At 38.7% G+C, this 15,117-nt stretch carries 15 protein-coding genes and 1 pseudogene; 10 read left to right on the forward strand and 6 right to left on the reverse strand.

Going from position 1 to position 15,117, the window contains the following annotated elements:
- The first annotated feature begins 261 nt into the window (after positions 1-261).
- Positions 262-879 carry a CP12 domain-containing protein gene (locus NMK36_RS03470; RefSeq protein WP_072720353.1) on the forward strand — a complete coding sequence of 206 codons (618 nt, stop codon included), beginning with the start codon at positions 262-264 and terminating at the stop codon, positions 877-879.
- 224 nt (positions 880-1,103) lie between these two features.
- Here NMK36_RS03470 and NMK36_RS03475 read toward each other — a convergent pair whose 3' ends face one another.
- Entirely contained in the window at positions 1,104-1,943 is an 840-nt protein-coding gene (locus NMK36_RS03475) for a 2OG-Fe(II) oxygenase (protein WP_245824292.1), read from the reverse strand.
- A 591-nt stretch (positions 1,944-2,534) separates the two neighbouring features.
- Here NMK36_RS03475 and NMK36_RS03480 point away from each other — a divergent pair.
- The 9 genes from NMK36_RS03480 (at position 2,535) to NMK36_RS03520 (ending at position 10,219) form a co-directional block, all read left to right on the forward strand.
- Entirely contained in the window at positions 2,535-3,410 is an 876-nt protein-coding gene (locus NMK36_RS03480) for a hypothetical protein (protein ID WP_072720351.1), read from the forward strand.
- Positions 3,411-3,456: 46 nt separating this feature from the next.
- Entirely contained in the window at positions 3,457-4,029 is a 573-nt protein-coding gene (locus NMK36_RS03485; RefSeq protein ID WP_254172998.1) for a PqqD family peptide modification chaperone, read from the forward strand.
- A gap of 30 nt (positions 4,030-4,059) precedes the next feature.
- Positions 4,060-4,710, forward strand: coding sequence for a PqqD family peptide modification chaperone (locus NMK36_RS03490; protein WP_254172999.1), 651 nt, complete (start codon positions 4,060-4,062; stop codon positions 4,708-4,710).
- 208 nt (positions 4,711-4,918) lie between these two features.
- Entirely contained in the window at positions 4,919-5,950 is a 1,032-nt protein-coding gene (locus tag NMK36_RS03495) for a peroxiredoxin family protein (RefSeq protein WP_367997165.1), read from the forward strand.
- 28 nt (positions 5,951-5,978) lie between these two features.
- Complete coding sequence (locus NMK36_RS03500) at positions 5,979-7,157, forward strand: nucleotidyltransferase domain-containing protein (RefSeq protein ID WP_072720347.1); 1,179 nt, start codon at positions 5,979-5,981, stop codon at positions 7,155-7,157.
- Between the two features lie 293 nt (positions 7,158-7,450).
- Complete coding sequence (lpxC, locus tag NMK36_RS03505) at positions 7,451-8,311, forward strand: UDP-3-O-acyl-N-acetylglucosamine deacetylase (RefSeq protein ID WP_254173001.1); 861 nt, start codon at positions 7,451-7,453, stop codon at positions 8,309-8,311.
- Positions 8,312-8,392: 81 nt separating this feature from the next.
- On the forward strand, positions 8,393-8,896 hold the full coding sequence (gene fabZ, locus NMK36_RS03510) for a 3-hydroxyacyl-ACP dehydratase FabZ (protein ID WP_072720345.1): 504 nt from the start codon (positions 8,393-8,395) through the stop codon (positions 8,894-8,896).
- A 41-nt stretch (positions 8,897-8,937) separates the two neighbouring features.
- Positions 8,938-9,753: an acyl-ACP--UDP-N-acetylglucosamine O-acyltransferase gene (lpxA, locus tag NMK36_RS03515; protein ID WP_072720344.1), complete on the forward strand. Its 816-nt coding sequence runs from the start codon at positions 8,938-8,940 to the stop codon at positions 9,751-9,753.
- Between the two features lie 22 nt (positions 9,754-9,775).
- On the forward strand, positions 9,776-10,219 hold the full coding sequence (locus NMK36_RS03520; RefSeq protein WP_254173002.1) for a DUF29 domain-containing protein: 444 nt from the start codon (positions 9,776-9,778) through the stop codon (positions 10,217-10,219).
- 595 nt (positions 10,220-10,814) lie between these two features.
- Here the strand turns inward: NMK36_RS03520 and NMK36_RS03525 are convergent.
- From NMK36_RS03525 to hisE, 5 genes and pseudogenes are all read right to left on the reverse strand, one after another.
- Complete coding sequence (locus NMK36_RS03525) at positions 10,815-12,209, reverse strand: NACHT domain-containing protein (protein ID WP_254173003.1); 1,395 nt, start codon at positions 12,207-12,209, stop codon at positions 10,815-10,817.
- Positions 12,210-12,556: 347 nt separating this feature from the next.
- Positions 12,557-13,081, reverse strand: coding sequence for a hypothetical protein (locus tag NMK36_RS03530; RefSeq protein WP_190517979.1), 525 nt, complete (start codon positions 13,079-13,081; stop codon positions 12,557-12,559).
- 124 nt (positions 13,082-13,205) lie between these two features.
- Positions 13,206-13,937, reverse strand: coding sequence for a class I SAM-dependent methyltransferase (locus NMK36_RS03535; RefSeq protein ID WP_072720339.1), 732 nt, complete (start codon positions 13,935-13,937; stop codon positions 13,206-13,208).
- A gap of 234 nt (positions 13,938-14,171) precedes the next feature.
- Positions 14,172-14,327 (reverse strand): annotated as a pseudogene (locus tag NMK36_RS03540) (IS630 family transposase); the annotation flags it as partial.
- A 128-nt stretch (positions 14,328-14,455) separates the two neighbouring features.
- Positions 14,456-15,031, reverse strand: coding sequence for a phosphoribosyl-ATP diphosphatase (gene hisE, locus NMK36_RS03545; protein ID WP_072720338.1), 576 nt, complete (start codon positions 15,029-15,031; stop codon positions 14,456-14,458).
- Between the last annotated feature and the right edge of the window lie 86 nt (positions 15,032-15,117).

Raw genomic sequence — 15,117 nt, forward strand, 5'->3', positions numbered from 1 at the left:
CGCACCATTGACTCCGAGATTAACCCTCCTTTAGGGTTACATTTTCAAAGTTAAGACAGATTCGGTTGGGTTTAACCAATTGTTTTATATCTGTCTCCCCGTTGACGTTTTAGGTGTTATCCTTCAACTTTAACAAGAACGTCTCGCACAAATTTTTATATTTTAACAATTCTAACATTTTAAATAAAATAAAACAATCCTTTTTTTTATTGCCAATTCGAGGCAAGCTAGAAGTATAGAGTTTTTTGTGGATCAGCTACTATGATGCTCAAAGCTAAAGATATTATGACTACAGAAGTCGTAACGATCAAAGGTTCCGCTACGGTTGCCGAAGCCGTGAAGCAGATGAATGATATGTGCTTACGGGCATTGCTCGTTGAGCGACGTTACGAACAAGATGCCTTTGGGATTATTACTGAGACCGACATTGTTTACAAAGTCACCGCCTACGGGAAAGACCCAACACAAGTCCGGGTTTGTGAAATTATGACCAAACCCTGCATTGCGATTAATCCTGACCTCGGTGTGGAATATGTGGCGAGACTCTTTGCTCAAACGGGAATTCGTCGTGCTCCAGTGATTCACGATAAATTGCTGGGAATTATTTCGGTCACCGATATTATTAGCAAAGGTGATTTTGTCGAAAATCCGAAGGGCATTCTGTTAAAAGAACGCATTGAACAAGCGATTGAAGAAGCTAGAGCGACTTGTTCAGAAAAAGGAGCTACCTCGAAAGAATGTGCCGCCGCCTGGGATATCGTGGAAGAACTGCAAGCCGAAGCGTCTCACCAAAAAGCAGAACGTTTGGAAAAAACAGCCTTTGATTTGTATTGTGAAGAAAATCCTGATGCTGTAGAAGCTCGGGTGTATGACACCTAATCCTTGAGGACTTCAGTTCAGGTTGTGGTTTAACTCATTTCTCTTGACCGTCACAGTTTCCCCCTCTAACAGATCAATATAGAGGGGGAATTCTGCTTTTAATAGATTCTATATGGGGAATTGAGAATTATTTATAGCCGATAGTATAGCAGTTGTGGCTAACGGTTAGAACAAAACTGGATCTAATTTTCAATGTCCTAGAGAATCAAATCAACAATTCTTAATCAACCATGAATCCAACCATTAATTGTAAATCGACCATCCGTAAATTGTTGAGAGGGACAATAAACAGGTAAAACTTCATGCTTACAACGACTATCAAAAAAGATAATACTATTATTACGCGGTTCAATTTGATTAAATCTTTCTTGAATTAGAGATTGATTGTCTTGAATTTTAGTTTCATATAATCTTAAGTCTCCTCCATAAAAAGGTTTAGGTTCTTGATAAAAATAATAAACATAGGTTAATCTTCGATTGGCAGCTTTTCCGGCATCCACATCTTGATGAATTTTATAATATCCCCCATGTAAATGCGCCGTGATTTGCATTTCTAAATGGGACACTAAAAACATCGACATTTGTAATTGCTGCATAACATTGGGTCTAGCAGAGAGAATCTGATGAGTCAGAAGTTCATGGAACTCGACAAAGTGTTGAGGAAGTAAAATATAAGATTCCCGATATTTTGACTGATCATTTATCACTTCTGAAGGAAAAAATTTATCTTGATTAGCTAAAGTCATCTTTAAAAGTTTCTGATAATCTTCCTCTGAGAGAAAGTTATCCAGTTGTACATAATCGGGATTTAAAATAATGGCTTCTGTTTCTTGATGCTGCAAGAAAGGATCAGGAGAAATATCTGAAGATGGGATAACTTCGGGTAACAATGAATTCAACTGCTTTTGTTGTGATGATAATATTCCGATCTCTAATACTTTTAAGGCTGCGTTCAGCCTTTCATTGTAGGGAATTTCAGGTTGATTAAGGCTAGAATTTACCAAATCTAAAGCTTGACTAAAAATCTCATCAAATTGTATATTATATTCTGAATTGAATAACATTAGAGATTGTTTCCTCCTTTTCATTAAATTTTTGCTCAAACTACTTTATTAAATATACTCGGTTTTAATAGGACTTAAAACAAAGATTAAGCCCGAATCAAGCCTAAACTGTCTGTAGGCTACAAATACATCCCTCCGCATACTGGAGCCACTCCACAAATCCAAAAGAAATCGCGGTGCGAAAGGCTTCAAGGGCATCAGCAAATATGCTTAAGAGTTTCTAGGATGTGGAAACAAGACCAATAAATTCTGTAAAAAGTAAAGATTTAGTAAAGATGGAGACAAACCGATTGTATTTTTTTTCATCCACTTTATAATTGCAGCATTAAAGATTTGAGTTACAACTTACACACCGGAGGGTTAAAAAACCTGGTTTCTCGTCTTGGCTTTAAGCTAAGAGCTTGATGTAATGTTCAGAAATCGGGTTTTTGCGTAAGTCTATTGGCATAACATCGCTATTCTAGTCAGACATCAAAAATCCAATTTGGTCTGACTTTATCAGTTGGGGTGCAAAGGAATAGTGCCAAACCCGAAATTTTATCCGTTTAGTTCAAGGAAAAACTTTAGCTTTGAAAACTTGGACAAGCTGCAATGCAGACTTCTACTTTGCCTCTATTAAAACAACAAACTGAATGCGTACCCTTTTACCCTGAACTTGACGAAATCAGTTGGAAAGCTGGAATTTCTCTCGTCAGCTATGGTGTTCACATTGGTATCCGTGTCAACGAACCCACTATTTTGGAACCGCTTTTGGATTACCTGCCGCCTGGGTGGGAGAAATCATCATCACCAGTTGATGAGTTGTACTCGCTAATTGTTGGTGAAGTTGGCAAAGGTTCTAGTGGTTACATTGATCACCAGATCTATCGAGGGCAAGACAAACTTACCGAAAGTATAGAGCTTGAAACTATTTTCGAGACGTTGGACTCTGACTTGCGCTTGCAGGTTGGCATTGCCGTACAAGATTGGCTATTTGTCCATGCGGGTGTTGTGGGTTGGCGGGGGAAAGCAATTCTCATTCCGGGGCGCAGTTTTAGTGGCAAAACAACTCTGGTAAAGGCGTTAGTTAACGCTGGAGCAACCTATTACTCGGATGAGTATGCGGTATTGGATACTGATGGACGGGTTCATCCCTATCCGAGACGTTTATCCATACGGCGAGGAGAAGGGCAGCGAGTCAAACGGTGTTCGGTGGAAGAATTGGGGGGTACAGCAGGAACAGAACCTTTACCAGTGGGTTTGATTGTTCATGCTCAATATGAGTCTGGAGTGCAATGGAATTTAAAACCAATGTCTTTAGGACATGGGGTATTGGCACTATTAGATAACACAATTGTTGCGAGTCTTCGTCCTGATTTTGCCCTTCCTATTTTGGCAAGTGCTGTTTCTAGTGCTTTATGTTTTGAAGGGAAACGAGATGAGGCAGAAGATGTTGCGATCGCATTATTGCAACACTTAAAAGATTAAGTTGACTATCAGTTTAAAAAATTCATTGATTAACGAGGATAAAACCATGATACCTGTCGCCAGAACTGAAAATCTGTTGCTGCAAGATATAGGTAATGAATTGATCATTTACGATCAAGATAATAATTCCTCCCATTGTTTAACGCCACTGGCAGTGAGAGTCTGGGAATTATCAAATGGTCAAAATACAGTTAATGATATAGCTCGTAAACTCGAAAAGGAGTTTAATCTGCCTGGGAATAGTGATGTGGATATGCGGGGTTTGGTTTGGCTGACATTGGAAGAATTAGAACGCTATTCCTTGATTAAAGAGTATTTACGACAACCTGCTACAAATGTAATTGCAGGGATGTCACGTCGGCAGGCAATTAAGACAGCTACATTGGTTGGAGGATTTGCGATCGGTTCGATGTTTCCTGCTGTTAAATCACTTGCTAATGCACCAAAACCAGGTGATCACAATTCTCCTACTGGTGGTAATAATAGTGGTGGTGCGTGTCGAACCGAGAGACAAACCTGTAATGTTCAAATTGAAGGCACGAATAAACAGAATAACTGTTGTGCTGGATTAATATGTACTCCTACGGCAATAAGAGATGTATGTTTAAAACCAGTTTAAAAATTCATTGATATAAGTAGGAAAAAAACCATGATACCTGTCGCTCGAACTGAAAATCTGTTACTGCAAGATATTGGTAATGAATTGATTATTTATGATCAAGATAATAATTCCTCCCATTGTTTAACGCCACTGGCAGTGAGAGTCTGGGAATTATCGAATGGTCAAAATACAGTTAATGATATTGCTAAGAAACTGGAAAAGGAGTTTAATCTGCCTGGGAATAGTGATGTGGATATGCGGGGTTTGGTTTGGCTGACATTGGAAGAATTAGAACGCTATTCCTTGATTAAAGAGTATTTACGACAACCTGCTACAAATGTAATTGCAGGGATGTCACGTCGGCAGGCAATTAAGACAGCTACATTGGTTGGAGGATTTGCGATCGGTTCGATGTTTCCTGCTGTTAAATCACTTGCTAATGCACCAAAACCAGGTGATCACAATTCTCCTACTGGTGATCCTCCTCCTCCAAAGGAAAATAAAATTTGTACAAAGAAAAAATTAAAGACTGTAGCCTGTTGCCTAGAACCTACAATGATAGGAAATATAATTACAGGGAGTTGTATACCTGGTGATCTTCTTCCAGCTAATCAGTACTGTGAGCGCATAACAGAACCTGATGGTTCCCCAACTGGTTATACAACTTCTTGCAAGCCAGCTAATAAACCCATTCCATAGATTCACAGGCGAACCTTAAAACTCTAAAACGTTGCTGATTAAGAGTATGAATTGATCTCGCGCTCTAAGTAGGTAGGCTCTATAAAACGCCACTATGTAAACGATTGCAAACCGCTCTAACGCTCTGTAATGGTTGATCGAGGCTTCTTTACATATTGTTACATGGTATAGCTTAATCCTGCCTACCTACTTAACAAATAATTCGTTGATGGTACAAGCCCCCGAATTTATCCATAGCATCAATCTAAATTCCTTGCATCCAAAATTGCCTGACAAATATGGTTTACTTACCGTAAAACTATTCCCTATACAATTTAGAAAATTGATCACTTATTTTAGTACATTAATTATAGGGTCTATATTCCTAATAACAGGAATCGCTAAAGCCCTCAGTTCAGAACAATTCATCCATCATAATTACAGATATGGTTTGCTACCCCAAAAAATTGTCCCCCAGGTAGCGACTACCTTCATTGGTTTAGAATCAGCATTAGGATTAGCTCTAATTCTCCATGAATTTCCCCAATGGCTTATTCCTATATCAATCCTTTTCTTAATCGGTTCATCAGGGTTAATTCTTTGGTCTACCTCCTCTGGTAAAACAGAAGATTGCGGTTGCTATGGAGGTCTTGTAATCATCACGCCCCAACAAAGTATCCTGTTGAATTTAGGATATATTCTGTTACTAGCAATAGCATGGTTTTATCCAGTACCCAACCACCATACAGAAACTTGGCAATGGATACTTGCATTAATTGTTGGAATATCCGCTAGCACCCTCGGTTGGCTATCTCGACAGAAGCCTCTTGTAGACTTCTCTCGCCTAAAACTTGGAAATCATTGGAAACGTCGTTGGTTAAAAGATAGCCCCAACGACTTACAACAGGGTTCCCATTTTGTTGTATTCCTCAGCAAAGATTGCCCTTACTGTAAACGATGGGTTCCTTTTCTCAATATGATGAATACCCAAAAAGATTTACCCCAAGTTCTGGGAATTATGTCTCTCCCCTCTGATGAATTAGAAGCCTTTAAAGATGAACAGATGGTGCGCTTTCCCCTAGTTTCAATGGATAAACTTTTATTTAGTTATATGGCAGATGCCTATCCCACTGCTATTTTAATTGAAGATGGAGTCATAACTCAAACATGGATTGGAGAACTTCCTGAAGCTTATTTAGACCGAATTAAACAGATGTATGAGAGAGTTTTGTTGAAGAAGACAGAACCCATCTCATCTTGAATCCCCAAAAGTTCTAACTGAGGGCTTTATGAAAAGCTTAACTTCCATCTCTGCTAATTTGCCAATAGTAGATATTCGTACTGAAGTCGAAATCTTGGTTTGCTGTGCTAGAACTTGCATGGACTCTAAAAATGCTGAACGGCTCAAGATTTTGCTGCACGAAAATATTGATTGGGAGTATCTGATTCAGACAGCAAATCTTCAGGGGTTAATGCCACTTCTATACTGGAATCTTAATACGACCTGCCCAGAAGCAGTTCCCAAGGCTACTTTGGCTCAACTACGAGCTAGTTTTGAGGCTAACGCCGGGTGGAGTCTTACTTTGACTGGGGAACTGCTCAGGCTTTTGGAACTATTTGCAACTCATGAAATTCCTTCCATCCCCTTTAAAGGTGCTATTCTAGCCGCTTCCGCTTACGGCAATTTGGCATTGCGACAGTTCTGCGACCTAGATATCTTAGTACGCCAACAAGACGTTCTGGCAGCTAAAGACTTACTGATTTCTCAGGGATATAGACTAGATGATGAATGGGGTTGGGAGTGTAATCTCATATCACACGATGGCAGGATTAGTGTAGATCTTCACCAGGCAATCACACCGAACGATTTTCCGGTTTCAATCTATTTTGATGACTTATGGAAAGGTGTTAAATCAGTATCTCTTGCTGGTATAAACGTACTGAGTTTGTCTCCAGAGGACTTGCTCTTAATTCTCTGCATTAACATCGCCAGGGATTCTTGGCAAGACCGAGAACGATTGGTACAGATTTGTGATGTTGCTGAAGTGATCCGGGTTTACCAGGAAATGAATTGGGAACAGGTTATAAAACGGGCTAGTCAGTTGAATAGTTTGCGAATGCTCTTCCTTGGTCTTCTCTTAGCACACGATCTTCTAGGAGCAAATCTTCCAGAAGAAGTGTTGAAGAGGGTTCAAGCAGAGCAAATAGTTAAATCCCTTGTATCCTTAGTCTGTAAATGGCTGTTCTGTCAAGCCGAAAACCCAACTAGAGGCAGAGAAAAAAAACGGTTTTATTTTCAAGTTAGAGAGCGTTTTCAAGATCGAGTTCCCTACTTAGCCCACCTCGTCCACCTTTGGATAGCTCCAAGCGAAACAGATCGGGCGTTCCTTCCGTTGCCAACTTCTCTATCTTTTCTCTACTATTTAATCCGCCCCACCCGAGTAGTCATAAAATTGATGTTAAGATGATTTCAGCACTTTCTATATATCTATGTTTCAAGCGGTGCATTTAGTCAGGATAAATGGAGAGAAACAAGTGAGTAACTTAACCCAAAAGCGTCAAGCAAGATATATTGCAACATTTAGGATTGCTATAGCTATCAATACTCTTTAATAATTGCTGGGGGATAAAGATTGAGAGAAAGGGGAAGATAGTTGTAAAAAAATCTAACAATAATTAATTAAATTTTAAGATAATCATAAAACAAATAAATATGCAATACTTAAACCTACAAATCCAGAAAAATTACGAGGATTGAACCTTGAGAAACAACAGCGAATATACCTTAAAAGAAGCCTTTACTTGTTCCGGTGTGGGATTACATACGGGAGTAATGACAACGGTTAGAGTTTTACCCGCAAATTTGGGGGAAGGACGCTATTTTGTGCGGGTTGATTTACCCGAAACTCCGATTATTCCTGCACAATTAAAATCGGTATTATCCACCACTTTATCCACAGAATTAGGTCATACAAACGCAACCGTTAGAACCGTTGAACATTTGTTAGCCGCCTTAACCGGAATGGGAATTGATCACGCTCGCATCGAAATTGATGGCCCGGAAGTTCCGTTATTAGAGGGGTCGGCTCAAAATTGGGTAGAAGCGATCGCAACCGTTGGCCGCCAAATACTCGAAGGTCAATCTCAAGAATTCAACCCTTTTAAAATCACCCATCCCATATCCGTTCAACAAGGAGATGGGTTTGTCACAGCCTATCCCGCATCAGAAACGCGATTTACCTATGGAATTGATTTTTCCGTTCCCGCCATTGGCAATCAATGGTATAGTTACACCGCTAACCCTGAAATTTTTGCTCAGGAAATTGCTCCGGCTCGAACCTTTACCCTGGAAGAACAGGTGGAACAGTTGCGCCAAGCGGGACTGATTAAAGGCGGGAGCCTCGATAATGCCATTGTCTGTGGAAACTCAGGATGGTTAAATCCACCCTTAAGATATGCAAATGAACCCGTGCGTCATAAAATTTTAGACTTAGTAGGGGATTTGAGTTTATTGGGTGTTATCCCTCAAGCTCATTACTTGGCATACAAAGCAGGACATCATCTTCATGTTCAACTGGTTCAGGAAATTCATCAAGATCAGAAATTAACGGTTGAGTGTTAACCAGAACTCTAAAGTTGAACAAAGGTTGTGTCTTCTCAGTCCTTGACCCCCTTTCCCCTGTGAACCCTATTATCACGGTTGATGATGACGAGATCTGACGTTACATTAAATTCATCGGATACGGATACGGCGTTGAACGGTGAAACGACTCAAACCGTATTCATGATTGAAGACATTCAAAATTTATTACCCCATCGCTATCCCTTTGCGTTGGTAGATCGCATTATTGAATATATCCCTGGTCAAAAAGCCGTTGGCTTAAAAAATGTCACCATTAATGAGCCCCATTTTCAAGGTCACTTCCCCGGACGTCCAATTATGCCAGGGGTGTTAATTGTGGAGGCGATGGCGCAGGTCGGAGGGGTGGTTTTAAAGCAACTTCCTGATCTCAAAGGCAGTCTATTTTTATTTGCAGGAATTGATAAATGCCGTTTCCGCCGTCCCGTTGTTCCAGGGGATCAATTAATTATGACCGCAGAATTATTGACCGTGAAACAACGCCGTTTTGGTAAAATGCAAGCTCGCGCTGAAGTCGATGGTAAACTGGCCTGTGAAGGAGAACTAATGTTCTCTCTTGTGGACTAAACCCTTATTCCTTATTAGGTTTTAACCGATTTTAATTTCCTATGACGACCTTAATTCACCCCACTGCTGTCATTCATCCTGGTGCACAACTCCATCCAACGGTTCAAGTTGGGGCTTATGCTGTCATTGGGGAGCACGTTAAGGTCGGTTCTGATACGGTGATTAGTTCCCATGTTGTGATTAATGGACGCACGGAAATCGGCGCACGTAATCAAATTTTTCCGGGTGCGGTCATTGGTTCTGAACCTCAAGATCTTAAATATGATGGGTCTTTAAGTTTAGTTAAAATTGGGGATGATAATTTAATTCGGGAATATGTCACGATTAATCGGGCAACCAATGGCGGAGAAGCAACCATTATTGGCAATCAAAATTTATTAATGGCTTATGTTCATGTCGCTCATAATTGTGTCATTGAAGATCAGGTGGTGATTGCCAATTCTGTTGCTTTAGCAGGTCATGTGTATATTGAATCGAAAGCACGATTAAGCGGCGTTTTAGGGGTTCATCAATTTGTGCATATCGGACAATTAGCCATGATTGGAGGGATGACCCGAATTGATCGAGATGTGCCTCCGTTTATGTTAGTTGAAGGCAATCCTTCACGGGTGCGATCGCTCAATTTAGTCGGGTTAAAACGTGCCGGATTTACTTCAGAAGAATTTAGTTTATTGAAAAAGGCATTTCGTCTATTATATCGCTCTGATTATTCCTTTACTCAGGGATTAGAACAGTTATATTTATTACCCGATAATCCGTCGATTGAACATTTGCGTCAGTTTATTCGATGTTCTCAAACGGAACCCCAACGGCGAGGAATTATTCCAGGGGGAAAACGGAAAATAACGGAAGATTAATGAATCAGGAGGTGAGTCATTAATGATTACGGATTTAAAACAGCTTTATGAAATTGATGATGCTCAATGGTTAGAAGAAACTGTTAAATTGATTAAGAATAACCAATTTGGAGATTTAGATATAGACAATTTAATTGAGGAATTAGAAGAGTTGGGAAGAGAAAAGAAAAACGCGGTAGCCAGCCTTTTAGAACAGATAATTCGTCATTTATTATTACTGGAATATTGGACAAGTGAAGCTGAATATACTTCTGTTCAATGGAAAGAAGAAATTTATACCTTTAGAGTTCAGTTGAGACGAAAAATCACAACAAACCTCCGTAATTATTTAGAATCAGAATTAGATTCTATTTATCAAGATGCGTTAGGATTTGTGAAAATTAAAACTCAAAATTCTGTTAATTTTCCTTTAGAATGTCCTTACACCCTTGAGCAATTACTGAATATTGAATGGTTTCCGGTTTAAATTTGATTGGCAAAATGTTCCTGTAACCAATAACAATTTTGATATAAAATAGTAGATTTTTTGCAGTCCCGCAAGCGGGATTCTATTAGTTGAAAGGCGATATCTTTTGCAAACAATTCTAAGTTTTCTCGTTTCAGTCCCGCAAGCGGGATTCTATTAGTTGAAAGTGGCTCAGGAGTTGGTGTCGGTGTCGGAGTTGGACAAAGTTTCAGTCCCGCAAGCGGGATTCTATTAGTTGAAAGACTGTCCCCTGAAACTGGGATAGAGTAGGCATTTTGAAGCCACTTTTCGTGAACCTCATTTTTAGCCTGATTTCAGCCTTCATTATTGCAACCCATTCGCAATAAATAACCGAACTCAAGAATAAAAACTATTGAATTGTCGAGGTTCTGGCGTTTTTCGCGAATCCCCCCGGGTTTTGGCTCCCGCTTCGATTCCCGAAAACTATAGTAAACCAAATATAACCTCTTGTCAAGATTAATTTTCTATGATATGGATTGTCCAATGGGTTGAAATCTGCATCAACAATAAACACTTTCTGAGATGCTTCATTTCACTCAACATAACAAAGACTTCAATTCTTCTAATTTAACGCTTAAATTTTATTTGCAAAATGTTCCTGTAATAAACGATGAATAAAACGATAGCGATCGCCTATTTTTTGTAACAATAATTTACGACTACAATCCTTCAAAAACCGTTGATAATTCCAAGGAATATTCCCATCTTTCCATAAAACCCATCGGATAGCAAACTGTTCTATTTTTTCCTTTAAACCTGATTTTTCTAATAAAATTGCAAACAATAATCCTAGACCCATTCCCATAATTAATAGTGGAGTTTGACGTAAGATAACTCCGGCTAATATAATCAGCAAAATCATCACCCAGATTAACCCTAAAATTATCTTTAAAGTTAATTTATAACGTTGCTTTTGTCCTTCATCATTTAACCAATGGATCGGGATTTTTTTAACACAAAATTCTGTGGCTTCATCAGTTTTAAGATGAGTTGCTAACCACCCCAACCACCGTCTAAAACTCTCAGATTTCGGTGCTTTTCCCTGGGGATATTCTGATTTATAAATATCTTGATTCAGTTGACGACGAATATAAGCATTAAATAAATAATGACGTTGTTCTTCAAAAGAATTTAGATGTTTCCAAGACATCATTAAAATTTCTTCATAAGCTAACGTCATTATTGTTAAATATAACGGAACTTTTGCTAACTTTAATAACGGTTCATCGGTTTCAATATTTTGCCACAATTCTCGACTACGAGAATTAATCAGATAATCTTGAATTTGGAGAGAGGTTAAAGGACGTAAAAAAATTGCACCATTGAGAACTAAGCGTTCTGGAAGTTTTTGATAACTCAAAACATTGGCACAAACGACTAAATGTAACGGTGCGATCTCTCCATTTAATAGTTGATTAATCTGTTGAATACATTGAACTTGTTTTGTTAAAGGAAGTTCATCCAATCCATCTAATAAGGGTAAAATTTTAAGTTGCTGCATCCAATTTTCACCCTGATTAATAGCAATCCAATACTTCAGATGAAGTTGTTCTAAAATCCAATCCGCGAGAGTTTGTTGTGGATTTTTCCAGGTTAATAAATTTAGTAAAACTGGAATAGGTTCTTCCGTATCCCTTTCCGCGCGACTAAGCAATACTTTAGTTAATCCGATTAACGTCGTTGTTTTTCCTGAACCTGGAGCACCTAAAATTAATAATCTCCCATTTAAGCGATCAAAAACTTGAATAATTCCCGTATCCGGTGTTAAACGAACACTAGGTTGATGGCTAACTTTTAACTCCACATCCCAAATTCGTCGCATTTTTAACGGCGGGGTTTCTTGCGCTAAATGGGTTAATACTGCGCGATGTAACGACTGTAACCGATACTGCTTTACTTCTTTTTGAACCTGAAGCAGTACCTTTTGACGATTTTGTAACTCAATCTTGGAAGAAGCCAATTTTGCCATTGAAGGTTTAGAATTTGTAAAAAACAACAACCTATCCGTTTTCAGAAATTATAATTAGTATATCCCTAGAAAATCCAGTTGTTAAATTTTATCGGGATATCCTGAAACATAACATTAAAATTCACAAACTCAGCCATTTTATCCAGAGATATTCCTCACCAATTATGCTATCACCATTTGCCACAAACAAGGTTAAGCCATATATCGATTCAACCTAGCCAACTGATCATAGCAGGTGTAGCCCAATTTATGGCTGGGGTGACAGTTCCCTGAATGACTGTTTAGTCTCTCATGTCGAAACCATCCCCCAACCCTCAGAACTGAACAACTTCTGGGGAAAGTAAAATTTATTTATGTTTTTCTAAGTATTTTTGTACTCCTTTCCCCATCTCGATTAAATTGGGTTCAAGTTTCTTTCCTAGAACTTCCTCAAATACATTGGCTAATTGACTTCTGAGAAATACAGGAATTCCCTCTAGTTTATCTGGGTCTAGTTCAATTTCTCCTCGCGTTTGAATCAAGGTAGAATTTTTATCTTCTAAAAAGGTATTTTTACCTGAACAATGGAATGCTTCTGTAAAAGCTTGGGTTTTAATGTGCCAATCTAAGGTAAAATTCTGCCCATTCCAAGTATCTGATTCTGTCCATCGCAGTTTGTCATATTTTAATATATCTTCAAACAGTGCTGGAACATCTTCTGATGATTCCCAATCATAAACGGTATAAACCGTATCTCCTTCAACGCGACGAGAAACTAACTTCACAGCATTTTTAGGGGGTAATAAATTAACAACCTCAATTAATCGATCTCGATAGGTATTAAAGACAAGGGGACGGGGGAAAGGAATCTTGATATCAGAGGAAAGTTTCATAATCAATCCAGTAAAATAGTTCTCCTATTATAGGCTTTACTTTTGAAACAAATCTAAATCAGCCAGAAAACTTTAGGAATTAAGACGATTTTACACCCTATACTCCAGAAGACATCCACCTGAGTTAGGGTTTGATTCCTCCAAATAAGGCGATTTCAAATAATTTCATGAAACAATCCACATTTTGATATCCAATCTCGCGTAACCAATCACATTGCAATTCAACAGAAGCTAAAAGATTGGCAGTTTTATCCGACCGATTATAATATTTTTTATCGACTTCCTCCCGTGATAAATTATTGCCTAATTGTTGATGATAGGCATATAAAGAATCTACAAATAATTCATCAAATAACTGCTCACCCCAAGGGGTCGCTGAGGCAATATGTTCTAAATTGAGAAAAATACCTCCGGGTTTGAGTAAATCAAAAATTTCCTGATATAATTCTTTTTTACGTTCATCGGGTTGGTGGTGAATGGAAAACCCGGATACAATTGCAGCAAAGGGAGCCTGATTTTGAAGTTGATTAACCCAATCTTTTTGGCTAAAATCTTGTAAAATAAAAGAAAGATTTCCCGAAGACTGATCCACTTTCTCTTGTGCGACTTTAACCATTGTTTCAGAAATATCTAAAAACACCCCTTTTGCATGAGGATATTCCCTTAAAATAGATCGTCCTAAAACTCCATCTCCACAGCCTAAATCTAAAAAATTATCGAGATGAGGTTGAGCTTTTCTGAGTATTCTTAATAAAATATCAATTTGTTCCGCCGCTAAGGGAATTGCTCCCCGGACTCCCTCTAAAAAGGCTTGAGAGAGTTCAGCAGTTTTCCAGACTTCATAGGTTTGAGACATGGTGAAAATATCCTAGCTTCAAGGCGTTATTTCCCTTAAATTTATTACAATTTAGCAAAGATCACTAGAGCATACGCACGATAAGAGTTGCGATCACTTCTGTGCAGTTTCTCAGAAAATCTTTTAACCTGTCGATTATCAAATTAAATGTCGCATTTAAGTAGGTAGGCGAGAAAATCGACAAGTATGTAACGAAAAGTTAACGGGGTTGTTGCTCCGAGTGAAATTTCAATTGAAATAAGTTGCTATTTTTTCGACGTACCAACCTTGTGAGCTTAAGCGAATCACTTCCGCTCGGTCTTTAACTTTCTGTGGCACATCTGCCGTTCTCAGCTTGAACAGGGTTTTATCTTGCTCACGAGTCAGAAATACCCTTAAACGAGCACCCATATTTTCATGACCTCGGTAGATTTCTTCTTCCTCTTTATTTATCTTTACATACTTTCGTTTCTTCTTGCCTACCTACTTAGAGGGCTTGAGATAGAACAATTCTAAAGTTGCTGACACATCCTACGGGTTTATTTTCGTCGTTCTTCTAATTTTTGATAAACTTCTCTCAAATCTACATCATGATACGCTAAAGCCACTAAAGTATGATAAAATAAATCAGCAACTTCCCCGGCGATCGCATCTTTGTCTTTGTCCTTACAAGCCATCACCACTTCGGCGGATTCTTCCCCAATTTTTTTGAGAATTTTGTTATCTCCCCCCGCTAATAATTTACAAGTATAGGATTCGAGTTGGGGATAGTCACGGCGATCGCAAATCACATCAAATAATCCTGATAAGGTATTTCCTGATAATTCCTGATGTTGTTCTTCAACTCCAATAATCACCATTGGATTTTCATCACTGTAGCGAATTTCTTTGACTAAAATTTCTGCATTCCATAACACAATTTCTGCCTCTTGACAAGACCAAACTTGCTGAGAGGATAGGGTTTTTTCTAAAGCTGCTGCATTCATCCAAACCCAGGTAAACACCGTTCCTTCTAAACAATCTTGGATAACGGCCAGAATCAATCCTTTTTCATTGTAACGAATTGTATCAATAGGACTCAACAGGCTTAACTCTAGGGGTTTTGAGCTTGACATAAATTTAACCAATACAACCAGAACCCTAACTTGACTACAATATCATCTTGTTGGTTTTCCTGTGGAACAGGCATCCTGCCTGTTAA

It is taken from the genome of Planktothrix pseudagardhii (assembly GCF_904830925.1).
Taxonomy (GTDB): Bacteria; Cyanobacteriota; Cyanobacteriia; order Cyanobacteriales; family Microcoleaceae; genus Planktothrix; species Planktothrix tepida.